This window comes from Streptomyces sp. NPDC028910 (genome assembly GCF_055564955.1).
The window spans coordinates 388,493-410,924 of record NZ_JBVHVF010000003.1; the positions used below are offsets into that span (position 1 = coordinate 388,493).

The 22,432-nt window shown below is 71.9% G+C and carries 16 protein-coding genes and 1 pseudogene; 10 read left to right on the forward strand and 7 right to left on the reverse strand.

Annotation, left to right across the window (positions count from 1 at the left end; all coding sequences use genetic code 11):
• Nucleotides 1-145: 145 nt before the first annotated feature.
• From ACZ4TV_RS06625 to ACZ4TV_RS06635, 3 genes are read right to left on the reverse strand one after another with little or no spacing between them, the layout of a single operon-like run.
• On the reverse strand, nucleotides 146-850 hold the full coding sequence (locus ACZ4TV_RS06625) for a DUF305 domain-containing protein (RefSeq protein ID WP_468131356.1): 705 nt from the start codon (nucleotides 848-850) through the stop codon (nucleotides 146-148).
• Entirely contained in the window at nucleotides 847-1,548 is a 702-nt protein-coding gene (locus tag ACZ4TV_RS06630) for a DUF3105 domain-containing protein (protein WP_468131358.1), read from the reverse strand. Before ACZ4TV_RS06630 ends, ACZ4TV_RS06625 begins: the two co-directional genes overlap by 4 nt.
• Before the next feature lie 53 nt (nucleotides 1,549-1,601).
• A complete protein-coding gene (locus ACZ4TV_RS06635; RefSeq protein WP_468131360.1) occupies nucleotides 1,602-2,060 on the reverse strand; it encodes a hypothetical protein in 459 nt (152 codons plus the stop codon).
• A gap of 172 nt (nucleotides 2,061-2,232) precedes the next feature.
• On the opposite strand from ACZ4TV_RS06635, the gene ACZ4TV_RS06640 reads away from it, so the two are divergent.
• Together ACZ4TV_RS06640 and ACZ4TV_RS06645 are read left to right on the forward strand one after the other, a co-directional pair.
• The gene (locus ACZ4TV_RS06640; RefSeq protein WP_365479648.1) at nucleotides 2,233-3,594 is read left to right on the forward strand and encodes a glutamine synthetase family protein; all 1,362 of its coding nucleotides are present in this window, start codon (nucleotides 2,233-2,235) and stop codon (nucleotides 3,592-3,594) included.
• Between the two features lie 181 nt (nucleotides 3,595-3,775).
• Nucleotides 3,776-4,789 carry an SRA domain-containing endonuclease gene (locus ACZ4TV_RS06645; protein ID WP_468131362.1) on the forward strand — a complete coding sequence of 338 codons (1,014 nt, stop codon included), beginning with the start codon at nucleotides 3,776-3,778 and terminating at the stop codon, nucleotides 4,787-4,789.
• A 58-nt stretch (nucleotides 4,790-4,847) separates the two neighbouring features.
• On the opposite strand, the gene ACZ4TV_RS06650 is transcribed toward ACZ4TV_RS06645, so the two are convergent.
• Nucleotides 4,848-6,911 carry a PIG-L family deacetylase gene (locus ACZ4TV_RS06650; protein WP_468131364.1) on the reverse strand — a complete coding sequence of 688 codons (2,064 nt, stop codon included), beginning with the start codon at nucleotides 6,909-6,911 and terminating at the stop codon, nucleotides 4,848-4,850.
• Nucleotides 6,912-7,319: 408 nt separating this feature from the next.
• Between ACZ4TV_RS06650 and ACZ4TV_RS06655 the strand changes: the two genes are divergently transcribed.
• Nucleotides 7,320-10,307, forward strand: a complete 2,988-nt coding sequence (locus ACZ4TV_RS06655; RefSeq protein ID WP_468131366.1) for a bifunctional [glutamine synthetase] adenylyltransferase/[glutamine synthetase]-adenylyl-L-tyrosine phosphorylase — start codon at nucleotides 7,320-7,322, stop codon at nucleotides 10,305-10,307.
• Between the two features lie 2 nt (nucleotides 10,308-10,309).
• Nucleotides 10,310-11,896, forward strand: coding sequence for an amidohydrolase (locus tag ACZ4TV_RS06660; protein ID WP_468131368.1), 1,587 nt, complete (start codon nucleotides 10,310-10,312; stop codon nucleotides 11,894-11,896).
• Between the two features lie 10 nt (nucleotides 11,897-11,906).
• On the opposite strand, the gene ACZ4TV_RS06665 is transcribed toward ACZ4TV_RS06660, so the two are convergent.
• The 3 genes from ACZ4TV_RS06665 to ACZ4TV_RS06675 form a co-directional block, all read right to left on the reverse strand.
• Nucleotides 11,907-12,791 (reverse strand): phosphatase PAP2 family protein, encoded by an 885-nt coding sequence (locus ACZ4TV_RS06665; RefSeq protein WP_468131370.1) that lies wholly within the window; start codon nucleotides 12,789-12,791, stop codon nucleotides 11,907-11,909.
• Between the two features lie 129 nt (nucleotides 12,792-12,920).
• Nucleotides 12,921-13,952 (reverse strand): LacI family DNA-binding transcriptional regulator, encoded by a 1,032-nt coding sequence (locus ACZ4TV_RS06670; protein ID WP_468131372.1) that lies wholly within the window; start codon nucleotides 13,950-13,952, stop codon nucleotides 12,921-12,923.
• 26 nt (nucleotides 13,953-13,978) lie between these two features.
• Complete coding sequence (locus tag ACZ4TV_RS06675; RefSeq protein WP_468131374.1) at nucleotides 13,979-15,736, reverse strand: glycoside hydrolase family 13 protein; 1,758 nt, start codon at nucleotides 15,734-15,736, stop codon at nucleotides 13,979-13,981.
• 222 nt (nucleotides 15,737-15,958) lie between these two features.
• Between ACZ4TV_RS06675 and ACZ4TV_RS06680 the strand changes: the two genes are divergently transcribed.
• The 6 genes and pseudogenes from ACZ4TV_RS06680 to ACZ4TV_RS06705 all read left to right on the forward strand — a co-directional run.
• Nucleotides 15,959-17,233 carry an extracellular solute-binding protein gene (locus tag ACZ4TV_RS06680; RefSeq protein ID WP_468131376.1) on the forward strand — a complete coding sequence of 425 codons (1,275 nt, stop codon included), beginning with the start codon at nucleotides 15,959-15,961 and terminating at the stop codon, nucleotides 17,231-17,233.
• 9 nt (nucleotides 17,234-17,242) lie between these two features.
• Complete coding sequence (locus ACZ4TV_RS06685) at nucleotides 17,243-18,271, forward strand: carbohydrate ABC transporter permease (protein ID WP_468131378.1); 1,029 nt, start codon at nucleotides 17,243-17,245, stop codon at nucleotides 18,269-18,271.
• 2 nt (nucleotides 18,272-18,273) lie between these two features.
• Entirely contained in the window at nucleotides 18,274-19,113 is an 840-nt protein-coding gene (locus ACZ4TV_RS06690) for a sugar ABC transporter permease (protein WP_468131380.1), read from the forward strand.
• A 63-nt stretch (nucleotides 19,114-19,176) separates the two neighbouring features.
• Nucleotides 19,177-20,766 (forward strand): glycoside hydrolase family 13 protein, encoded by a 1,590-nt coding sequence (locus ACZ4TV_RS06695; protein WP_468131382.1) that lies wholly within the window; start codon nucleotides 19,177-19,179, stop codon nucleotides 20,764-20,766.
• Nucleotides 20,754-21,773: a LacI family DNA-binding transcriptional regulator gene (locus ACZ4TV_RS06700; RefSeq protein ID WP_468131384.1), complete on the forward strand. Its 1,020-nt coding sequence runs from the start codon at nucleotides 20,754-20,756 to the stop codon at nucleotides 21,771-21,773. The genes ACZ4TV_RS06695 and ACZ4TV_RS06700 overlap by 13 nt, the downstream gene beginning before the upstream one ends.
• Nucleotides 21,774-22,192: 419 nt before the next feature.
• A pseudogene (locus ACZ4TV_RS06705) lies at nucleotides 22,193-22,432 on the forward strand (hypothetical protein); the annotation flags it as partial.

A 22,432-nucleotide genomic window follows, 5' to 3' on the forward strand; every position in this document is an offset into this window, starting at 1 on the left:
GGGCGCGGGTGCGCCCGCCTCGGCGCCCCCATCGTCATTCGGCCGTCCGGGTTACGCGACTCCACACGGTGGACGACTCCACACGGCGGAGCACACGCCCGTACGGGTGAGAGGGCGCCCCTCACCACCGTACGAGCGTGTCCGGTCAACCGCGCGGCGCGGCCCCGCGCTGCTTCAGCATGTCCGCCATCAGAGTGAGCTCCGAGAGCTGCGCGTCGACCATGCCCTGGGCCAGCGCCCGCTCGACGGGGGTCTCGCACTGCCGCGCACAGCCCTCGGCCATCGCGACGCCGCCCTTGTGGTGGTCGGTCATCAGCTGGAGGAAGAGCACCTCCGCGTCCCGGCCCCCGGCGGAGCCCAGCTGGGCCAGCTCCTCCTTGGTGGCCATGCCGGGCATCAGCGCGCCGGGCTTGGCGGCGTGCCCGGCGTGCCCCGCGCTCCCGCCGTGCCCCGCGGCCCCGCCGTGGCCCGTGCTCCCGCCGGCGGATCCCATCCAGGACATCGGGGGCTCGCCGGCCACCACCTTCGGCAGGCCCCACAGGTCCAGCCAGCCGAGCAGCATGCCGCGCTGGTTGGCCTGGGTGTTGGCGATGTCGTAGGCGAGGGTGCGCACCGCCTCGTCCTGGGTGCGGTCCCGTACGACGAAGGACATCTCGACCGCCTGCTGGTGATGCACCGCCATGTCCCGGGCGAAGCCCGCGTCCGGGGAGTGGAGCCCCGGCGTACGGGGCCGCGGCGGCGTGCCGGAATCGCCGGTCGCGGCGGCGACCGTGGCCGCCGCCGCGAACAGCAGCGCCAGCAGGACGGCCGTGCCCGCGGCCCAGTACGTACGGGGGGTACGGCGGCTCACTTGCCGGCCAGCCCGCTCGTGCAGGCCGCGCCCGGCTCCGGCGTCTGCTCGCCCTGCACGTACTTGGTGAAGAACTGCGCCACCCGGGGGTCGTCCGCCGTGTCCACGGTCAGCTGCTTGCCCCAGGCGCTGAGCATGATCGCGCCGGCCTGTTCCTTGACCGGGCTCATCAGCGTGTACGGGGTCTTGCCGACGGTCGCGGCGAGCTTGTCCACGTCGGCCGCGGGGGCCTTCTCGTTGTAGGTCACCCAGACGGCGCCGTGCTCGAGCGAGTGCACGGCGTTCACCTCGGGCACCGGGTTCTTGTAGACGTCGCCGTTGCAGTTCATCCAGCGGGGGTGGTGGTCACCGCCGACCGGGGGGTTCATCTCGTACTTCACCGGGGTCTCGACGTGATTGCGGCCCAGGTTCTTCGCGTCCCAGAGCTTCTCGCCGTCGACCGGCTTCTTGCGGATCTCCTCGGCCTCCCTGCGGAGCTGCTCGGCGGCCTCCTTCTTGCGCTGCTCGGTCTGCTTCTGGTCGATCAGCACCCAGGCTCCGAAACCGACCAGGCCGGTCACGATGACGGCGGAGGTGGTGATCGCGATGGCCTTGTTGCGCCGCTCCCGTGCCTTCTCGGCGCGGCGCATCTCGGCTATGCGCGCCTGGCGGGAGTGCGGGTCGGTGTTCTGGGGGGTCCTGCCGGACTTGCTGGCCATGTGCCCTGGTTCCTTCTGCTGAGGGGGGTGGATGGAACGCGAAACAGGAGCTGTCAGGTCCGCAGCACCTGGAGGGCATGCAGGTCGGGGGCGCGCGCCAGCGGCTCGGGCGGCCGTATCCGCCCCGCCCCGGCGGCCCCGGCGGCGGGCGACGGGGCGCCGCCCGCCACGGCCACGGCGGGCGGCGGCACGGGCAGCACGCCCGGGGTCACGTGCGGGAGGGGCGAGCAGCCGGGCAGGTCGTACGGGGACACGCAGACGGCGCGCGCGGCGCCGTGCGCCTCTACGCCCTCCTGCGCGCCTGCCTGTGCGCCCGCCTGTACGCCCTGGCGCAGGCCGGCGTGCGCGCCCGCGTACACGCCCGCGTACACGCCCGGTGCGACGTGCGGCTCGCCGGCGCGCGCACAGAGGAACACCACGCCGGCCAGCACCCCGAAGACCGTCAGGAGGACGGCACGCCGAAGCCCGCGGCGTCCGCGACGCCCCCGCTGCGTGTACTGCCGGCCCCCCATGGGCGCAGATGGTAATGCTCATGACGCGTCCGAGGTCAGTGCGGGGGTGCCGCGAGCTTTCCCGGGTGCGTAATGTGGCGGAAACCACCGCTGGCGATACTAGGTCGGCCCGACTGTGCCCCGACCGTCCAGGCGGTGGTGCACAGGCCGTCTGAACTGCGAGGATGAAGGCATGGACAAGCAGCAGGAATTCGTCCTCCGGACGCTTGAGGAGCGCGACATCCGCTTCGTGCGCCTGTGGTTCACCGACGTACTGGGCTTCCTCAAGTCCGTCGCGGTCGCCCCCGCGGAGCTGGAACAGGCCTTCGACGAGGGCATCGGTTTCGACGGCTCCGCGATCGAGGGCTTCGCGCGGGTCTACGAGTCCGACATGATCGCCAAGCCGGACCCGAGCACCTTCCAGATACTGCCGTGGCGCGCCGAGGCCCCCGGGACCGCCCGGATGTTCTGCGACATCCTGATGCCGGACGGCTCCCCGTCCTTCGCGGACCCGCGCTACGTCCTCAAGCGCATCCTGGCCAAGACCTCCGACCTGGGCTTCACCTTCTACACCCACCCGGAGATCGAGTTCTTCCTGCTGAAGGACAAGCCGCTGGACGGCACCCGGCCGGTCCCCGCCGACAACTCCGGCTACTTCGACCACACGCCGCAGAACGTGGGCATGGACTTCCGCCGCCAGGCGATCACCATGCTCGAATCGATGGGCATCTCGGTGGAGTTCAGCCACCACGAGGGCGCCCCGGGTCAGCAGGAGATCGACCTCCGCTACGCCGACGCGCTCTCCACGGCCGACAACATCATGACCTTCCGCCTGGTGATGAAGCAGGTCGCCCTGGAACAGGGCGTCCAGGCGACGTTCATGCCGAAGCCGTTCTCGGAGTACCCGGGCTCGGGCATGCACACCCACCTCTCCCTCTTCGAGGGCGACCGCAACGCCTTCTACGAGTCGGGCGCCGAGTACCAGCTCTCCAAGGTCGGCCGCTCCTTCATCGCGGGCCTCCTCAAGCACGCCGCCGAGACCGCGGCCGTGACCAACCAGTGGGTCAACTCCTACAAGCGCATCTGGGGCGGCTCCTCCCGCACCGCTGGCTCCGGCGGCGAGGCCCCCTCGTACATCTGCTGGGGCCACAACAACCGCTCGGCCCTGATCCGCGTCCCGATGTACAAGCCGGGCAAGACGGGCTCCTCCCGCGTCGAGGTCCGCTCGATCGACTCCGGCGCCAACCCCTACCTCACCTACGCCGTCCTCCTCGCGGCAGGCCTCAAGGGCATCGAGGAGGGCTACGAACTCCCGGCAGGCGCCGACGACGACGTCTGGGCCCTCTCCGACGCCGAACGCCGCGCGATGGGCATCGAACCCCTCCCGCAAAACCTCGGCGAGGCCATCTCCCTGATGGAACGCAGCGAACTGGTCGCCGAAACCCTCGGCGAACACGTCTTCGACTTCTTCCTGCGCAACAAGAAGCAGGAGTGGGAGGAATACCGCAGCGAGGTCACGGCCTTCGAACTCCGCAAGAACCTCCCGGTGCTGTAACCGCAGTTCAAAGTCTCACCGCGCACGCTCCACCCCTCCGGGCCGCCGGTCACCGACCGCCGGCCCGGAGCCGTCTCACCCACCCTGGGCCGACTGGTGGCCGTCCGACGCAGAATCCGAGGCCTCGTACAGCCCGTCCACGCCCTTCCGGCTTGTCAGTGGGGCCGGTTATCTTCACGACATGACGATTCTTGATCTTGTTCCCGGCCTGATCACGACCCGCGAGAAGATCGTGGAGGCCTACGGCGGTTCGATCTACAGCGGTGGGATCGTCCCGGCCAAGAAGTCGAAGATGGTGTTCATCTACTCCGATCCGGCCGTCGGTGAGAAGTTCGGCTACACCTTCGATGGGCAAGCCGAGGACGACGAGTTCGGAACGTTGTACCTGTACACCGGGGCTGGGGGAGAAGGAGACCAGGAATTCGTTCGCGGTAACAAGTCACTGCTCGAGACGGCGACGAACGGGCAAGAAGTGCACCTGTTCGTTGCTCACAGCAGAGTGCCTGGCAAGAAGGAAGTCCTGCAGCGTTACGTCGGACAGGTGGTCCTCGACCCGATAGAGCCCTACGAGATCCGGTGGAGCCCCGTGGGTGACGGCACGCTGCGCCGCATCATCGTGTTCAGGCTGCGGCCCGCTGAAGGTGCCGAACTGTTGCTGCTGGAGCAGGACGCGCTGAAGCCTGCTGCTCAGACCACCGTCATTGAGCTTTCTCTGGAGCAGAAGCTCGCGAAGCTGCCGACCCAGTCTGGAACGAAGGACAAGAAGACGGAGCAGCACAGCACACCGGAGACGACCGCGAACATAACCGGTGGCACCCGCAAGGTGCTCCGCCGTGAAGGCCAGCTCGTCAAGGCCTTCGAGTCCTACCTGGAAGGGGCTGGTCACTCCTTCAAGAGCTTCCAGATCACCATCGAAGGCGAGCCGGGCGCTCTCACCCCCGATGTGTACGACGAAACCGACCACGTGCTGTACGAGGCGAAGGGGCAGACCACCCGTAACAACGTACGGATGGCAATTGGGCAGCTGGCGGACTATCGCCGGCACATCGGCAACGTCGAAAAGCTCCGCGTTGCGGTGCTCCTGCCGAGCGAGCCGACGCCTGACGTCAGGGACCTGCTCGCTGCTCAGCGGATTGCCTTGGTCTACCAGACCGAGGACGGATTCGACGGTTTTCCGCTGCCCGCCACCATCTAGCACCAGCTCGCACTGGGCCTCGTGGTGGTCCAGCCCCCTTCGCCGTTGTGCTGCCGGGTCAGTGGACTGCGGGGTGCCAGGTGGGGTGGGTGGGGGTGGTGGTTGTGTGGAGGTTGGCGTCTAGGCCTAGGACTGTTGTGGTGGTGCCGGTGGGGTCGAGGGTGGCTGATGGGGCGCCGGTGAAGATCATGCGGGATTCCGTCCAGGCGGGTGGGCCGCCGAGGGTCGTCGTGCTGATGGTGCCGCTGTGCGCGCGGCCCGCCACGACGCGGCCCGCCGCGCCGACCGCGCCGTAGCCGGCCCGGCCGCCCGCCTCCGTGATGCTGGAGACCCGGGGCCCGGCCGTGCGGCCGGCCGTGACCAGGGCGGTGCGGACGACCCCCGAGTTCGGCCGGCGAAAGTACAGGCGGACGCCCGCGCCGTCCGGGGACGCCGAGAGGGGGACCGTCGTGGCGGGCAGGCCCGTCGGGGACGGTCCGAGCAGCGGGGAGCCCGGGGTGGACTGGGTCCAGGCCAGGACCGACTTCGTGGTCGTGGCGTACACGTAGCGCCGCCCGGCGGCGTCGACCGCCGTCACCAGGTCGCTCTGCAGGTCCTCGCCGCCCAGCCGCTGCCAGGCGGAGAACCCGCCGTCCGGCTGCTGGGTGGTCGCGCGCAGGGTGCGGCGGGAGTCGCGCAGGTAGACGGTGAGGCGGCCCTCCGCGTCCACGGCCGCCGCGGGGGCGCTGATCGCCGAGGTGCCGTCCTCGTCGCCCTGCTCGGGGGTGCCGAGCGACTGCCACGGGCCGAACGGGCCGTCGGGCGCCGACTGGGCGGCGTACACGACCTCGCGCCGGTAGTCCCAGGGCGCGGGCCCGAAGACGGTGCGGGTGGTGAGGGCGGCGACGCGGCCGCCGGGGAGGCGGGCGGTCGTCGCCCCCGGGTCGATGCCCGTGCCCGGGAGGAGGACCGGGCCCGCCCAGTCGCCGCCGGGGCTCCGCGTCCAGTACGCGGTCCGGCCGTCCAGCGTGGCGAACGCCCACAGGCGGCCGGGCGTTCCCTCCGTCAGCCAGGAGGTGCTGTCGGCGCGGGTGTAGCGCAGCGACTGGGCCCAGTTGCGCCCGGTCGGGTTGCCCGCGACCTTCCGGTCGCCGCAGCCCGAGGGGCTGCCGCAGTAGTCCCGGTGGTCCTGCCAGGCGTAGGTCCTCAGGTAGCCGGTCTTCGTCTCGGCCGTCTGCGGGTCCAGCGAGTGGGGGAGGGTGCCGTTGTGGTAGCCGAGGTAGCTCTGGACCGAGAAGTGCGGGCGGCTGCGGACCTGGGCGGCGTAGGCGGCGGTGGCCGCCTGCACGAAGCGCGCGCCGTACATGTGGTCCTGGTGGTCGGTGTACCTGCCGTTGTCCCCGTAGCGGCCGGGGGTCGGGTCCTGCATCCGTATCGTCGTCGGCCGGTACCGCTCCAGGACCCCGGCTATGGCCTGTACCAGCTGGTCCTTCGTGTACGTGAACGGCTGCTTGACCGGGGTGCCGGAGGTCAGCTGGGCCTCCAGCGCCGGTATCCGGCCGTTCCACAGGCCGCGCAGGCTCTCGGGGGTGTCCGCGCCCGTGCTGCGGGCCTCGCGCAGCATCAGCCACACCAGGTTGACCTGCGGCTTCGCCATCAGGACGTCGACTTCGGCCCGGCCGCCGCCGGCGGTGGCCATGACCGTGCGCTTCCACGCGCTGGTGCGGTCCCCGGTGGCTATCTGGGCGTACGCGGAGCGGATGCCGTTCTGCCGGGCCTCCGCGTAGTGGGCGTGGTCGGCGGGCTGCTCGGGGTCCCTGGCCGCGCCGCCGCGGGCCTCGTTGCGGCCGTCGGCCTCGCCGGAGGTGAGGTACGCGGTGGTGACCCGGGCGCCGGACAGCAGCGATCGGCTGAGGTCGGGGTTCATGAAGAACAGGTCGTCATCGGGGTGCGCGACGACGTGGACGACCGACCCGGCGGTGACGCTCGCGGGGCGGACGGTCGCGTTGTTCTCCTGAGCGGCCCCGGCCCCGGCCCCGGCCTCGGCCGCGGTCTGCCGGCCGGTGGCCACGGAAAGCACGCCGGTGGCGCCGGCTGTCAGCACGGTGAGCAGAGCCGCGAAGCGGCGACGGGTCACGGGCATCGGTCACGCCTTGGGTTCGTTCGTTCCGGGCGGGAGAAACCGCTGAGCAGTCAGAGAGAGGCCGAATGCGGGACCTCGGTTCACCGATTCCGCCGATGATTCACTCCTGCTTTCCGAAAGAACCGGGCGTGTGGGCGCTGTTGGACGCCGTTCGTCCGCCTCTCGGGTCAACCGACGTCCCCGGGAAGGGCCTTGCTACGGAGCCGAGTTGCGCGGGTCCGGTCGGCGGGGAGCGGTCCCCCTCACACGCACAGCATTCGGATCATCCGATAAGCCCCGCCGTGGTACGTGTCGGTGAGTCGAACGCCTGATCCGGCTACGCTCACCCCAGGCACGCCAGTAGTGGCAGTAGTGGCAGTAGTGCAGGCAGTAGCAGCAGTGGCAGCGACAACCGCAGGAGGCGGCGGGATGACAGTCCCGGGACGCAGGAGCAGCACCTTCACCCAGCTGCTGCGCAGCGGTTTCACCGACCCCTCCACCGCCGCCCGGCTGCTCGATGCCGCCGCGCTGGCCTCCGTACGCGCCGATCCGGTGCTGCTGGACGCCCTCGGGGCGACCGCCGACCCCGACCTCGCCCTCCGCGGGCTCGTACGGCTCGCCGAGGCGCAGCCGCCCGACGAGCTGCCCGGGCTCCTCGACACCCTCGTCAGCGCCAAACCGCTGCGCGACCGGCTGCTCGGCGTGCTCGGCGCCTCCGAGGCCCTCGGCGACCACCTCGCCCGCCACCCCCGCGACTGGCTGAGCCTCGTCACCTACGAGGCCGCCGATCTGCACCCCGGGCTGCCCGAGTTCGAGCGCGGGCTCGCCGACGCCCACGACCCCGTCACCCTGCGCGTCGCCTACCGCCGCTGCCTGCTCTCCATCGCCGCCCGGGACGTCTGCGGCACCATCGACGTCGCCGAGACCGCCGCCGAGCTCGCCGACCTCGCCACCGCCACCCTCCGCGCGGCCCTGCGGATCGCCTCCGCCGCCGCCCCCGAGGACGCCGCCCAGTGCCGGCTCGCCGTCATCGCCATGGGCAAGTGCGGCGGCAACGAGCTGAACTACGTCTCCGACGTCGACGTCATCTTCGTCGGCGACGCACCCACCGGAGCCGACGAGGGAAAGGCCCTCCAGGCCGCCACCCGCCTCGCCTCCCACCTCATGCGGATCTGCTCCGAGACCACCGTCGAGGGCACCATCTGGCCCGTCGACGCCAACCTCCGCCCCGAGGGCCGCAACGGGCCCCTCGTGCGCACCCTCGCCTCCCACATGGCCTACTACCAGCGCTGGGCCAAGACCTGGGAGTTCCAGGCGCTCCTCAAGGCCCGCGCCGTGGCCGGCGACGAGGCCCTGGGCGCCGAGTACATCGACGCCATAACGCCCCTGGTCTGGCAGGCCGCCGAGCGCGAGAACTTCGTCGCCGACGTCCAGAAGATGCGCCGCCGCGTCGTCGACAACATCCCCGCCGCCCAGGTCGACCGCGAGCTCAAACTCGGTCCCGGCGGCCTGCGCGACGTCGAGTTCGCCGTTCAGCTGCTCCAGCTCGTGCACGGCCGCAGCGACGCCACCCTGCGCTCCGGCACCACCCTCGACGCCCTGCACGCCCTCGCCGCCGGCGGCTACGTCGGCCGCGCCGACGCCTCCCAGCTGCACGACGCGTACCGCTTCCTGCGCGCCATGGAGCACCGCATCCAGCTCTACCGGCTGCGCCGCACCCACCTCGTCCCCGAGGACGAGAACGACCTGCGGCGCCTCGGGCGCTCCATGGGCCTGCGCACCGAACCCGTCGCGGCGCTCAACAAGGCCTGGCGCCGGCACGCCTCCGTGGTGCGCCGCCTGCACGAGAAGCTCTTCTACCGGCCGCTGCTCGACGCCGTCGCCCAGCTCGCCCCCGGCGAGACCCGGCTCTCCCCGCGCGCCGCGGGCCAGCGCCTCGAAGCCCTCGGGTACGCCGACCCGGCCTCGGCCCTGCGCCACCTCGAAGCGCTCGCCTCCGGCGTCACCCGCAAAGCCGCCATCCAGCGCACCCTGCTGCCGGTCATGCTCGGCTGGTTCGCCGACTCCGCCGACCCGGACGCGGGCCTGCTCGGCTTCCGCAAGGTCTCCGACGCCCTCGGCAAGACCCCCTGGTACCTGCGTCTGCTCCGCGACGAGGGCGCCGCCGCCGAGAACCTCGCCCGCGTCCTGTCCGCCGGACGCCTCGCCCCCGACCTGCTCCTGCGCGCTCCCGAAGCCGTGGCCCTGCTCGGCGACCCCGAAGGCCTGCAACCCCGTACGCACGAGGCGCTGCGGCAGGAGGTCCTCGCCGCCGTCGGCCGCGCCGAGAACCCCGAGGCCGCCGTCGCCGCCGCCCGCGGCGTGCGCCGCCGCGAACTCTTCCGCACCACCGCGGCCGACATCATCGGCTCCTACGGTACGGAGGACAGCCCGGCCGAGGAGGACCACGGAGCCCTCGTCGACCGGGTCGGCGGCGCCGTCTCCGACCTCACGGCCGCCACCGTCGCCGGAGCCCTGCGCGCCGCCGTCCAGAGCAACTGGGGCGACACCCTGCCCACCCGCTTCGCCGTCATCGGCGTCGGCCGCTTCGGCGGGCACGAGCTCGGCTACGGCTCCGACGCGGACGTCCTCTTCGTCCACGAACCGCGGGAGGGCGTCGACGAACAGGAGGCCGCGAAGGCCGCCCAGAGCGTCATCGCCGAGATGCGCCGGCTGCTCCAGCTGCCCAGCACCGACCCCCCGCTGCTCATCGACGCCGACCTGCGGCCCGAGGGCCGCTCCGGCCCGCTGGTGCGCACGCTGGCCTCGTACGCCGCGTACTACCGGCGCTGGTCCCTGACCTGGGAGAGCCAGGCCCTGTTGCGCGCCGAGCCGGTCGCCGGCGACGAGGAGCTCGGCCGCCGCTTCATCGACCTGATCGACCCGCTGCGCTACCCGATGGAGGGCCTCGGCGAGGACGCCGTACGGGAGATCCGCCGGCTCAAGGCCCGGATGGAGTCCGAGCGGCTGCCCCGAGGCGCCGACCCGACCCTGCACACCAAGCTGGGCCGCGGCGGGCTCAGCGACGTCGAGTGGACCGTCCAGCTGATCCAGATGCGGCACGCCTGGGCCGAACCGGGTCTGCGCACCACCCGCACCCGCCGGGCCCTCGCGGCCGCCCACGCGGCCGGGCTGATCCCCACCGAGGAGGCGCAGATCCTCGACGAGGCGTGGGTGCTGGCGACCCGGGTCCGCAACGCCGTGATGCTGGTCCGCGGCCGCGCCGGGGACACCTTCCCCTCCGAGGCCCGCGAACTGGCGGCGGTGGGCCGCTACCTCGGCTACGCCGAGGGCACGGTCGGCGAGATGCTGGACGACTACCGGCGCATCACCCGGCGCGCCCGCGCGGTCGTCGACGAGCTCTTCTACGGGGCGTAGACGTGCCCGCCGCCGACACCGTCCTGACCGGAGCCCGCGTCCGCACCCTCGACCCCGGCCGCCCCGGAGCCCGCGCCGTGGCCCTGCGCGACGGCGCGGTCGTGGCCGTCGGCGACGAGGCCGACGTACGGGACTGGCGCGGCCCCGGCACCGAGCTGATCGACCTCGGCGGCGCCACCCTCACCCCCGGCCTCACCGACGCCCACAGCCACCCCGTCTGGGGCATCGAGATGGCGGGCGGCACCGACCTCTCCGCCGTCCGCGACCTCGACCAGCTGCGCGCCGCCTTGCGCGCCGCCGAGCGCGACCGGGGATGGGTGGTGGGCCACGGCCTCGACCACAACGCCTTCGGCGGGCACCCCGTCGACCGGGCCCTGATCGAGGAGGCGCTGGGCGGCGCCCCCGCCCTCCTGCGCCTCTACGACGGCCACTCCGCCCTCGTCTCGGGCGCGGCCCTCGCCGCCGCCGGCATCACCGGCCCCCGCGCCTTCGCCCAGCGCTCCGAGATCGTCTGCGACCGCGAGGGGCGTCCCACCGGTCACCTCGTCGAGCACGCGGCGATGGCCCTCGTGGGCGCCCTCGTCCCCAAGCCCCGGCCGGCCGAGCGCCGCGCCCGCCTCGTCGGCCTGCTCGGCGACATGGCCGCCACCGGCCTGACCGGCGCCCACGTCATGGACCTCGGCGACGGCGACGTACCGGCCCTCCTCGCGACCGTCGAGTACGAGGGCGACCTGCCGCTGCGGCTGAACCTGGCCCCCTGGTGCATGCCGGGCGCCACCTCCGAGGAGCTGGACGGGCTGATCGGGCTCCAGCGCCTGGCCGGCCGCCACTGGCGGGTCGGCGGGGTGAAGTTCTTCATGGACGGCACCGTCGAGGGCGGCACCGCCTGGCTGGAGTACGCCGACTGCCACGGCCGTGGCACCGACGCCTTCTGGCCGGACCCGCGGGTCTACGCGCAGGCCGTACGGGTCCTGGACGCGGCCGGGGTGCGCACCGCCACCCACGCCGTCGGTGACGCGGCGGTCCGCCATGTCCTGGACACGGTCGCCGCACTGGGCGGGCGGGCCCGGACGCGGCACCGCATCGAGCACATCGAGACCGTCCCGGACGACCAGCTGGAGCGGTTCGCGGAGCTCGGGGTGATCGCCTCGATGCAGCCGCCGCACGCCGCGTACACCCGCGCCGACCACACCGACGCGTGGTCGAAGCGGCTGGGGGAGGACCGGGCCGGGCGGGCCTGGCGCTGCCGCGACCTGCGGGACGCGGGAGCCGTTCTCGCGCTGGGCTCGGACTGGCCGGTCGCTCCCTACGACGCCCGTCAGGTCCTGTTCGCCGCCCGCAGCCCGCTCGGCGCGGCCTCGGCGGGCCCGGCCCTCACCGGGCTGATGGCTCTGGAGGGCATGACCTCGCACGCGGCGCTCGCGGCGGGGGAGCAGCAGATGGCGGGCCGGATCGCGCCCGGCTACCGGGCCGATCTGACGGCCTTCGCCCTCGACCCGGTCACGGCCGCGCCGGACGAACTGGCCGGGGCCCCGATCCGGCTCACCATGTCCGGCGGGCGGATCACCCACCGCGAGGACGGCCTCTGACGGACAGGGCCTAGCGGCGGAAGCGGTTGAGCACCTCGGCCGCCGGATGCGGACCCGTGTGTTCCGGGTGGCGGGGCAGGAGGTGGGGCATCGAGCCGAACCAGCACCGCGAGACCGTGTAGCCGAAGCCCAGACAGAGCAGGCCGCCCACGGCGTCGAGCCAGAAGTGGTTGGCGGTGGCCACGATGACGACGAGGGTCACCGTCGGATAGAGCAGGCCCAGGATCCGGGCCCAGGGAGCCGAGGCGACCGCGAAGATCGTCAGCCCGCACCAGAGCGACCACCCTATGTGCATGGAAGGCATCGCGGCGTACTGGTTCGACATGTGCTTGAGGTTCCCGGAGGCCATGGACCCCCAGGTGTGGTGGACCAGCACGGTGTCGATGAAGTTCTGCCCGTTCATCAGCCGGGGCGGCGCGAGCGGGAAGAGGTAGTAGCCGACCAGGGCCACGCCCGTGGTGGCGAACAGGACGAGGCGGGTGGCCGCGTAACGCCCGGGATGCAAGCGGTAGATCCACACCAGCACGCCGATGGTCACCACGAAGTGGAGCGTGGCGTAGTAGTAGTTCATGCCCACGATCAGCCACGTCACGGAATTGACCGCGCGGTTGACCGACTCCTCGAAGGCGAGGCCGAGGGTCCGCTCGATGCTCCAGATCCAGTCGGCGTTCAGAAGGGCGTCCGCCTTCTGCTCGGGCACCGCGTTGCGGATCAGGGAGTACGTCCAGTAGCTGACCGCGATGAGCAGGACCTCGAACCAGATCCGCGGCCTGCGCGGGGCGCGCAGCCGGGACAGAAGGGAGCGGTCGGACCCCGGGCGGGTCTCGGTCTCGACCACAATGGGTGATGAGACGTCCGTCCGGGTTTCCAGTGTCTTCACGCTCGATTCACCCATGGGGAGAGAGTCTGCCAGATGCATTCTCGTCTCCGATCATCCCCCGGGACGGTCTTCGCCGCAGCCGCTCAGCCCTGGGGAGGAGACGGCCCGGGGGCCGCCGTCAGGCGTCGCCCCCAGGCGCCGCCCCTAAGGCCTGCGCCGCTGTCCCGGACCCGAGGCCGTGGAACCGCGCACCACCAGTTCGGGCAGGAAGACGAACTCGCTGTGCGGGGCCGGCGTACCGCCGATCTCCTCCAGCAGGGTCCGTACGGCCGCCTGCCCCATGGCCTGCACGGGCTGACGGATGGTGGTCAGCGGCGGATCGGTGAACGCTATGAGCGGCGAGTCGTCGAAGCCGACCACCGACACCTCCTGCGGCACCTTCAACCCCTGCTGCCGGGCCGCCCGGATCGCGCCCAGCGCCATCATGTCGCTCGCGCACACCACCGCCGTGCAGCCCCGCGCGATCAGCGCGGCCGCGGCGGCCTGGCCGCCCTCCAGCGTGTAGAGGGAGTGCTGGATCAGCTCCTCGATCTCGGCCTCGCCGAGCCCGAGCCGCTCCTTCATCCCGAGCCGGAAACCCTCGATCTTGCGGAGCACCGGAACGAACCGCTTCGGTCCGACCGCGAGCCCGATCCGGGTGTGCCCGAGCGCCGTGAGGTGGGTGACCGCGAGCTGCATCGCGGCCCGGTCGTCGGGCGAGACGAAGGGCGCCTGCACCTTGTCGGAAAAGCCGTTGATGAGGACGTACGGGACGCCCTGCCCGCGGAGTTGGTCGTAGCGGCCCATGTCGGCGGTCGTATCGGCGTGCAGGCCGGAGACGAAGATGATCCCGGAGACCCCGCGGTCGACCAGCATCTCGGTCAGCTCGTCCTCGGTGGACCCGCCGGGCGTCTGCGTGGCCAGCACCGGGGTGTACCCCTGCCGGGTCAGGGCCTGGCCGATGACCTGGGCGAGCGCCGGGAAGATGGGATTGTCCAGTTCGGGGGTTATCAGCCCGACGAGTCCCGCGCTGCGCTGGCGCAGCCGTACGGGCCGTTCGTAGCCGAGCACGTCGAGCGCGGCCAGTACGGACTCACGGGTGCCGGCGGCCACACCGGGCTTGCCGTTGAGCACGCGGCTGACTGTGGCTTCGCTGACCCCCGCCTGGGCTGCGATGTCGGCTAGCCGTGCGGTCACGGGATTGGACTGTACCGGTCGCACCTTTAAATTGCCCACCACGTGCACGAATCCGCGGGAAGACGGACCGTGCGGCCGTCCGTCTCCACGGGGGCGCTGGACAGTACGGGACGTCCGGGCGCGGGGAGTTCGACCGGGTCGGGCCGGGTGTTGAGGGTGCAGGCGAAGCCGGGGCGGGTGAAGAGGAGGACGCCCTCGGGTGCGGGCAGCCACCGCATCCCGGACGGATCCCGGAGCCCGGCCGGCGGATCGCCCCAGGTGTCGGAGGCTTCGGAGGCATCCACGGCACGCACGGCATCCACGGCATCCACGCCATCGGAGGGATCGTCGAAGGCGTCGGCGGCGGGTCCGTCCTGCCCCGCCTCGGGCGCGCCCAGACCCGGCATCGCCCGGCGCAGTTCCAGGGCGGCGCGGTAGAGCTCCAGCGTGGAGTGCGGGTCGCCGGTCTGGGCGGCGACGCTGAGGCCGCCCCAGCCCGCGGGCTGCGGGAGCCAGCTGCCCGCCGGCCCGAAGCCGTACGGGGGCTCCGCGCCCGACCAGGGCAGCGGCACCCGGCACCCGTCGCGCAGCCCGTCCTGTCCGGCGCTGCGGTGGAAGGCAGGGTCCCGGCGCGCCGCGTCCGGCAGGTCCACCACCTCGGGCAGGCCGAGCTCCTCGCCCTGGTAGACGTACGCCGACCCGGGCAGGGCCAGCATCAGCATGGCGGCGGCCCGCGCCCGGGCCAGGCCGCGGGCCCCGCCCCCGTACCGGGTCACATGGCGTACGACGTCGTGGTTGGACAGCACCCACGTGGTCGGGGCGCCGACCGAGGTGGTGGCGGCCAGGGACTCGTCGATGACCGTGCGCATCGCGGCGGGGTCCCACGGGCAGTTCAGGAAGCGGAAGTTGAAGGCCTGGTGCAGTTCGTCGGGGCGCACGTACAGGGCGAGCCGCTCGGAGGTCGGCGCCCAGGCCTCGGCGACCCCGATGCGCGGGCCCTCGTAGGAGTCGAGGAGGCGGCGCCAGGAGCGGTGGATCTCGTGGACCCCGTCCTGGTCGAAGAAGGGGAGCGGCTCGGTGCCGATGAGGGTGGCCTGGGCGCCGCGGCCGATGTCGGGCAGGCCGGGGGCCTTGACCATGCCGTGGGCGACGTCGATGCGGAAGCCGTCGACGCCGAGGTCGAGCCAGAAGCGCAGTACGGAGGCGAACTCGGCGGCGACCTCCGGGTGGTCCCAGTCCAGGTCCGGCTGCTGGGGGGCGAAGAGGTGCAGGTACCACTGGCCGTCCGGGGTGCGGGTCCAGGCGGGTCCGCCGAAGATCGACTCCCAGTCGTTCGGCGGGAGCTCCCCGGAGGGACCCCGCCCCGGGCGGAAGTGGTAGCGCTCCCGGGCCTCCACGTCGCCGGCGAGGGCGGCCCGGAACCACGGGTGCTGCTCGGAGGTGTGGTTCGGGACGACGTCCACGATGACCCGCAGCCCCAGCGCGTGGGCGGCCCGGACGAGCTCGTCGGCGTCGGAGAGGTCCCCGAAGAGCGGATCGACGGCCCGGTAGTCGGCGACGTCGTAGCCGCCGTCGGCCTGCGGGGAGACGTAGAAGGGGGTGAGCCACACGGCGTCGACCCCGAGGCGGGCGAGGTGGGGGAGGCGGGAGCGGACCCCGCGCAGGTCGCCGACGCCGTCGCCGTCGCTGTCGGCGAAGGACCTTACGTACACCTGATAGATGACGGCATCACGCCACCAGCCACCGTTCGCGGTCGCGTTGCTGGAAGCGCTTGCAAGCTGGACGGCCGTCGACTCGTGGGTCATATCGGGGTCAACGCGGGTACACGCCCCCTGGTTGCGGGCCCGGGCAGTCGAAGGTGACTCGAACTAACAGCAAGCGGAGGCAACCGTACGGACACACGGATGTAACGATCCCCCGGTCTTGCAGAAAATTGCCGCAAGCCCTTTCGGTCCTCTTTCAGTCTTGTTACGTTCCTGGCAACTCGGGACCGCGAGGGCGCGGCCGGGATCATCGAAGGAGTTCATATGCGGCGTGGCATAGCGGCCACCGCGCTGGTCGCGACCCTGGCGCTCGCGGCGACGGCTTGCGGCGGTGACACCAAGGGCGACGGTGGCGAGACGAAGGCCGGCGGCGAGCTTTCCGGCACGGTCACCTGGTGGGACACCTCGAACGACGCCGAGAAGGCCAGCTTCCAGAAGATCGCCGAGGCGTTCACCGCGAAGCACCCGAAGGTGACCGTCAAGTACGTCAACGTCCCGTACGGCGACGCGCAGAACAAGGTCAAGAACGCCTTCAGCAGCGGTTCCGACGCCCCCGACGTGATCCGCGCCGACGTCGGCTGGGTCGCGGACTTCGCCTCGCTGGGCTACCTCGACGAGGTGCCGGCCGAGACCGCGAAGAAGATCGACGCCGAGTTCCTGCCGCAGGCCGCGGCCAGCGGCAAGTACGAGGGCAAGACCTACGCCGTGCCGCAGGTCATCGACACCCTCGGGCTCTTCTACAACAAGAAGATGCTCGCCGACGCCGGTGTCCAGCCCCCCACCACGCTGGAGGAGCTGAAGACGGCCGCCGCGGCCATCAAGGCGAAGACCGGCAAGGCCGGTCTCTACCTGCGCGGTGACGACTCCTACTGGTTCCTCCCGCTGATCTACGGCGAGGGCGGCGACCTGGTCGACGCGAAGACCAAGACGGTCACCGTCGACAACGCGGCGGGCGTCAAGGCCTTCAAGACCGCCCGCGACCTGGTCACCTCCGGCGCGGCGGTCACCAACGCCACGGACGGCTGGACCAACATGCAGACGGCCTTCAAGACCGGCGAGGCCGCCATGATGATCAACGGTCCGTGGGCCGTCGCCGACACCTACGCCGGCGACCAGTTCAAGGACAAGGCCAACCTCGGCGTCGCCGCGGTCCCGGCCGGCTCGGTCAAGGCGGGCTCCCCGCAGGGCGGCCACGACCTCGGCGTCTACGCCGGTTCGAAGAACCGCGCCGCCGCGCACGCCTTCGTCGAGTACATGACCTCGCAGGAGGTCCAGGTGCAGTCCGCCAAGGACCTGAGCCTGCTCCCGACCCGCAGCGCCGCCTACGAGCAGCCGGACGTCAAGGGCAGCGAGATGGTGCAGTTCTTCAAGCCGGCCGTGGACAAGGCCGTCGAGCGCGCCTGGATCCCGGAGAACGGCTCCCTCTTCGAGCCGCTGAAGGTCGAATACACCAAGGCGATCACCGGGGCGTCGAGCCCCGAGGACGCGGCCAAGGCGGCCGGAGCCGAGTTCCGCAAGATCCTCAAGGGTTGGAAGTAGTAGATAAAGATGGCTGCTCACACCAGCCAGTCGGTGGCGAAGGCCGCGGGCGACGGCGTCGGGAACGACGCCGCCGCCCGCGGCCGGAGCCGCAGGACTGACAGCGGGAACAACGGTGGACTGAGGCGCGCCCTCGCCACCCACTGGTACGCCTGGGCCATGGTCGCCCCGGTGGTGCTCGTCCTCGGCGTGATCATCGGCTGGCCGCTCGTCCGCGGCGTCTACCTGTCGCTGACCGACGCCAACGAGCGCAACGTCTCCCGCACCATCGGCGCGCGTCACATCGACGCCACGTACGAGTTCGTCGGACTCGACAACTACACGGCCGTGCTCGGCGATCCGGTGTTCCTGCAGCGGCTGGTGTGGACGGTGGTGTGGACCGTCGCGTGCGTGTCCATCACCTTCACCCTCGGCCTGGTCCTGGCCAACGTGCTCAACCGGGAGTTCCGGGGCCGCGCCGCCTACCGGATGGCGCTCATCCTGCCGTGGGCCGTGCCCGGCTTCGTCTCCGTCTTCGCATGGCGGTTCCTCTTCAACCGCGACAACGGCATCCTCAACAAGATCCTCGACGGCGGCGGCATCGCGGCCGTCCCGTGGCTCGACGACCCGACCTGGGCCAAGTTCTCGGTCGTCGCCGTCAACGTCTGGCTCGGCGTCCCCTTTATGATGGTCGCCCTGCTCGGCGGACTCCAGTCCATCCCCGGCGAGCTCTACGAGGCCGCCGAGATGGACGGCGCCACCGCCTGGCAGCGCTTCCTGCACATCACGCTGCCCGGGCTGCGCGCGGTGAGCATGACGGTGATCCTGCTCTCCACCATCTGGACCTTCAACATGTTCCCGGTGATCTTCCTGCTCACCCGCGGCGGACCCGGTGACTCCACCGAGATCCTGGTGACGCAGGCCTTCCGCGAGGCGTTCGTCGCGAGCCCGCGCGACTTCGCCGGCTCCGCGACCTGGGGCGTACTGATCCTCGCCCTGCTCATGATCTTCGCGCTGGTCTACCGGCGCTCGCTGCGCAAGCAGGGAGAGGTGTGGTGACCATGACCACCCGCACTCGGGGCTCCCGCGCCCCGCTCGCCTCCGTCGGCCTGCACCTGACCCTGCTCGTCGCGTCCGTCATCGCCGTCTTCCCGGTGCTGTGGATCCTGCTGACCTCGCTCAAGCCCGCGCAGCACGCGATCACCACCGACTTCGTCAGGGAACCGACCCTCGGCAACTACACGTACCTGCTGGAGTCGAGCCACTTCCTCAGCTGGTTCGCGAACTCCGTCCTGGTCGCCGGCGTCACCACCGTCCTCGGTGTGTTCATCGCCGCCACCACCGGATACGCGGTCAGCCGGTTCAAGTTCCCCGGCATGAAGCCGCTGATGTGGACCCTGCTCATCACGCAGATGTTCCCGATGGCGATCCTCATCGTCCCGCTCTACAACCTGATGGGCGACCTCGGCCTGCTCAACCAGCCGGTCGGCCTGATCATCACCTACCTCACCATCGCCGTGCCGTTCTGCGCCTGGATGATGAAGGGCTTCTTCGACACCATCCCGGTGGAGATCGACGAGTCCGGCCGCGTCGACGGGCTCAACCCCTTCGGCACCTTCTGGCGGCTGATCCTGCCGCTCGCCAAGCCGGGCCTCGCCGTCACCGGCTTCTACGCCTTCATCACCGCCTGGGGCGAAGTCGCGTACGCCTCCGCCTTCATGGTCGGTGAGGAGAACCTCACCCTGGCCGGCGGCCTGCAGACCTTCGTCACGCAGTACACCTCCAACTGGGGTGCGATGAGCGCCGCCTCGGTCCTCATCGCGATCCCCGCGGCGATCTTCTTCGTTTTCGCCCAGCGTCACCTCGTCGCCGGGATGACGGCAGGCGCGACCAAGGGCTGACCACCCTGCTCGTACCCGTTGCCCGCCCCCTCTCACCCCCGGCCCGATCTCTTCAAGGACGACATGACCCAGCACCTCGCCGACGCACTTCCCACCTCCACCGGCACCCGGCCCGGCTGGTGGAGAGAAGCGGTGATCTACCAGGTCTATCCACGCAGCTTCGCCGACTCCAACGGGGACGGCATGGGGGACCTCGAAGGCATCCGCAGCCGCCTGCCCTACCTCAAGGAGCTGGGCGTCGACGCCGTCTGGCTCAGCCCCTTCTACGCCTCTCCGCAGGCCGACGCGGGCTACGACGTCGCCGACTACCGGGCCATCGACCCGATGTTCGGCACCCTGCACGACGCCGACGCCGTGATCCGCGAGGCCCACGAACTGGGCCTGCGCATCATCGTGGACCTGGTCCCGAACCACTGCTCCGACCAGCACGAATGGTTCAAGCAGGCACTGCGCGAAGGCCCGGGCACCCCGCTGCGCGAGCGCTTCCACTTCCGCCCGGGACAGGGAGCCCGCGGGGAGCTCCCGCCCAACGACTGGGAGTCCATCTTCGGCGGCCCGGCCTGGACCCGGGTCGCGGACGGCGAGTGGTACCTGCACCTCTTCGCCCCCGAACAGCCCGACTTCAACTGGGAACACCCCGCTGTCCAGGACGAGTTCCGCTCCATCCTGCGGTTCTGGCTCGACCTCGGCGCCGACGGCTTCCGCATCGACGTCGCCCACGGTCTGGTCAAGGCCCCCGGCCTGCCCGACCTCGGCCGCGACGAGCAGCTCAAGCTGCTCGGCAACCAGGTGCTGCCCTTCTTCGACCAGGACGGGGTCCACGAGATCTACCGCTCCTGGCGCCGGGTCCTCGACGAGTACGCCGGCGACCGCATCGGCGTCGCCGAGGCGTGGACGCCGAGCGCCGACCGGACCGCGCTCTACCTGCGCCCCGACGAGCTGCACCAGGCCTTCAACTTCCACTACCTGAGCACCGGCTGGGACGCCGAGGCGCTGCGCACCGCCATCGACGACTCGCTCGACTCGATGCGGCCGGTCGGCGCGCCGACCACCTGGGTGCTGTCCAACCACGACGTGGTCCGCCACCGCACCCGGTTCGGCAGCCTGGAGCGGGCGCGGGCGGCCGCGCTGCTGATGCTCGCCCTGCCCGGGTCGGCGTACGTCTACCAGGGCGAGGAGCTGGGGCTCCCGGAGGTGGTGGACCTGCCGGACGAGGTGCGCCAGGACCCCTCCTTCTTCAAGGCGAACGGCCAGGACGGGCTCCGCGACGGCTGCCGCGTGCCGATCCCGTGGTCCGGCGACCAGGCCCCGTACGGCTTCGGCACGGGCGGCAGCTGGCTGCCCCAGCCCGCCGAGTGGGCGGGCCTGAGCGTGGAGGCGCAGACCGGCGACCCGGCGTCCACGCTGGAGCTGTACCGCGCGGCCCTGCGCCTGCGGCGCGCGCACCCGGCGCTGGGCGCGGGCGACGCCGTCGAATGGCTGCCCGCACCGGCCGGCGTACTGGCCTTCAGGCGCGGGGACTTCGTCTGCACCGTGAACACCACGGACGCGCCCGTACGGCTGCCCGCGCCGGGCGCGGCCCTGCTCGCCAGCGCGGAGCTGGCGGAGCCGGACGTCCTCCCGGCGGACTGCACGGTGTGGTGGCAGGGGTGACTTCCCCGCTGCGGCTGACGGACATCGCCGCGCAGGCCCAGGTCAGCGAGGCGACCGTCAGCCGGGTGGTCAACGGCAAACCGGGCGTGGCGGCCGGCACCCGGCACAAGGTGCTGGCCGCGCTCGACCTGCTGGGCTACGAGCGGCCCGTACGGCTGCGGCGCCGCAGCAACGGCCTGGTCGGGCTGCTGATCCCGGAGCTCACCAACCCGATCTTCCCGGCCTTCGCGCAGGTCATAGAGCAGGCGCTCGCCGGGCACGGGTACACGCCGGTGCTGTGCACGCAGACCCCGGGCGGGGCCACCGAGGACGAGCTGGTGGAGCAGCTGGAGGAGCGGGGGGTCACGGGGATCGTCTTCCTGTCGGGCCTGCACGCGGACTCGGCGGCGGACCCGGCCCGCTATCAGCGGCTCGCCGCCCGCGGGGTCCCGTTCGTCCTGATCAACGGCTTCAACGAGCAGATCAGCGCGCCCTTCGTCTCCCCCGACGACCGGGCGGCGGCGGACATGGCGGTGCGGCACCTGGAGGACCTGGGCCACCGGAGGATCGGCCTGGCCATCGGCCCGACCAGGTACGTGCCGTCGGCCCGCAAGGAGCAGGGGTTCCTCGCCGCGGTACCCTCGGCGCGGTCCGAGGGGCTGATCCAGCGGACGCTGTTCACGGTGGAGGGCGGCCACGCGGCGGGCATGGCCCTGCTGGACCGCGGCTGCACGGGCATCGTGTGCGGCAGCGACCCGATGGCGCTGGGCGTCATCCGCGCGGCGCGCGAGCGGGGGCTGCGGGTGCCGCAGGACGTGTCGGTGGTCGGCTTCGACGACTCACCGCTGATCGCGTTCACGGACCCGCCGCTGACGACCGTGCGGCAGCCGGTGCGCGCGATGGCGACGGCGGCGGTGGGCGCGCTGCTGGAGGCGGTGTCCGGCACGCCGGTCCAGCGCACGGAGTACGTCTTCCAGCCGGAACTGGTGGTCCGCGGCTCCACGGCGGAGGCGCCGAGGGAGGCTTGACGTCTGACCCTTGGCGCGTGCGGGGTTTTCGCCCCTTCGGCCCCACCGCTCCGGGGCGGGGGTGCCCACCCGACCCCAAGGCGGCAAGGCCGAGGGGGCGCGGGGAGGCGGGCCGGGTAGGAGGCGGTGTCCGGTCTGAAAAAATCATGATACGCCCCGGTTTGTCCGGTCTGTGGAGCGGTATTCTGAAGGTAGGCCTACGGGATGAGCGAGGGAGTTCAACCGGAGTAGCCGACTTTGGCGGAGAGCTTGAGTCCGCCGTGGCCGACGTCGACGGTTGGGCTGAGAGGCCTGAAGGTCGCAAGACCGGAAGGCGACCCCCACTACCTGATCCGGGTAATACCGGCGCAGGGAGCCCGTCTCGTAGGTCGTTTTCGTGCGTCCGGGGCGGGTCGGGACGGACGGGACGGGACGTCCGGTTGGCGCCACCCGCGCCATCCGGGCGACACCCGCGCCACCCGGACGGCGTCCGCGCTGGCCGCGCCAGCTGCCCGCGCTGCCCGCCCCACCTGCGCTGGCCGCGCCACCCCGCGCTGGCCGCGCCACCCGCCTCACCCGCGCTGCCCGCGCTGCCCGCGCTGCCCGCGCTGCCCGCGCTGCCCGCGCTGCCCGCGCTGCCCGCGCTGCCCGCGCTGCCCGCGCTGCCCGCGCTGCCCGCG

What these genes read in the sequence shown, in the direction of transcription:
- ACZ4TV_RS06655 (WP_468131366.1), top strand. Translation starts at nt 7,320, where the DNA reads ATGACAGTCCCGGGACGCAGGAGCAGCACCTTCACCCAGCTGCTGCGC.
- ACZ4TV_RS06645 (WP_468131362.1), top strand. Translation starts at nt 3,776, where the DNA reads ATGACGATTCTTGATCTTGTTCCCGGCCTGATCACGACCCGCGAGAAG.
- ACZ4TV_RS06690 (WP_468131380.1), top strand. Translation starts at nt 18,274, where the DNA reads ATGACCACCCGCACTCGGGGCTCCCGCGCCCCGCTCGCCTCCGTCGGC.
- ACZ4TV_RS06665 (WP_468131370.1), bottom strand. Translation starts at nt 12,791, where the DNA reads ATGGGTGAATCGAGCGTGAAGACACTGGAAACCCGGACGGACGTCTCA.
- ACZ4TV_RS06635 (WP_468131360.1), bottom strand. Translation starts at nt 2,060, where the DNA reads ATGGGGGGCCGGCAGTACACGCAGCGGGGGCGTCGCGGACGCCGCGGG.
- ACZ4TV_RS06640 (WP_365479648.1), top strand. Translation starts at nt 2,233, where the DNA reads ATGGACAAGCAGCAGGAATTCGTCCTCCGGACGCTTGAGGAGCGCGAC.
- ACZ4TV_RS06650 (WP_468131364.1), bottom strand. Translation starts at nt 6,911, where the DNA reads ATGCCCGTGACCCGTCGCCGCTTCGCGGCTCTGCTCACCGTGCTGACA.
- ACZ4TV_RS06675 (WP_468131374.1), bottom strand. Translation starts at nt 15,736, where the DNA reads ATGACCCACGAGTCGACGGCCGTCCAGCTTGCAAGCGCTTCCAGCAAC.
- ACZ4TV_RS06630 (WP_468131358.1), bottom strand. Translation starts at nt 1,548, where the DNA reads ATGGCCAGCAAGTCCGGCAGGACCCCCCAGAACACCGACCCGCACTCC.
- ACZ4TV_RS06680 (WP_468131376.1), top strand. Translation starts at nt 15,959, where the DNA reads ATGCGGCGTGGCATAGCGGCCACCGCGCTGGTCGCGACCCTGGCGCTC.
- ACZ4TV_RS06685 (WP_468131378.1), top strand. Translation starts at nt 17,243, where the DNA reads ATGGCTGCTCACACCAGCCAGTCGGTGGCGAAGGCCGCGGGCGACGGC.
- ACZ4TV_RS06695 (WP_468131382.1), top strand. Translation starts at nt 19,177, where the DNA reads ATGACCCAGCACCTCGCCGACGCACTTCCCACCTCCACCGGCACCCGG.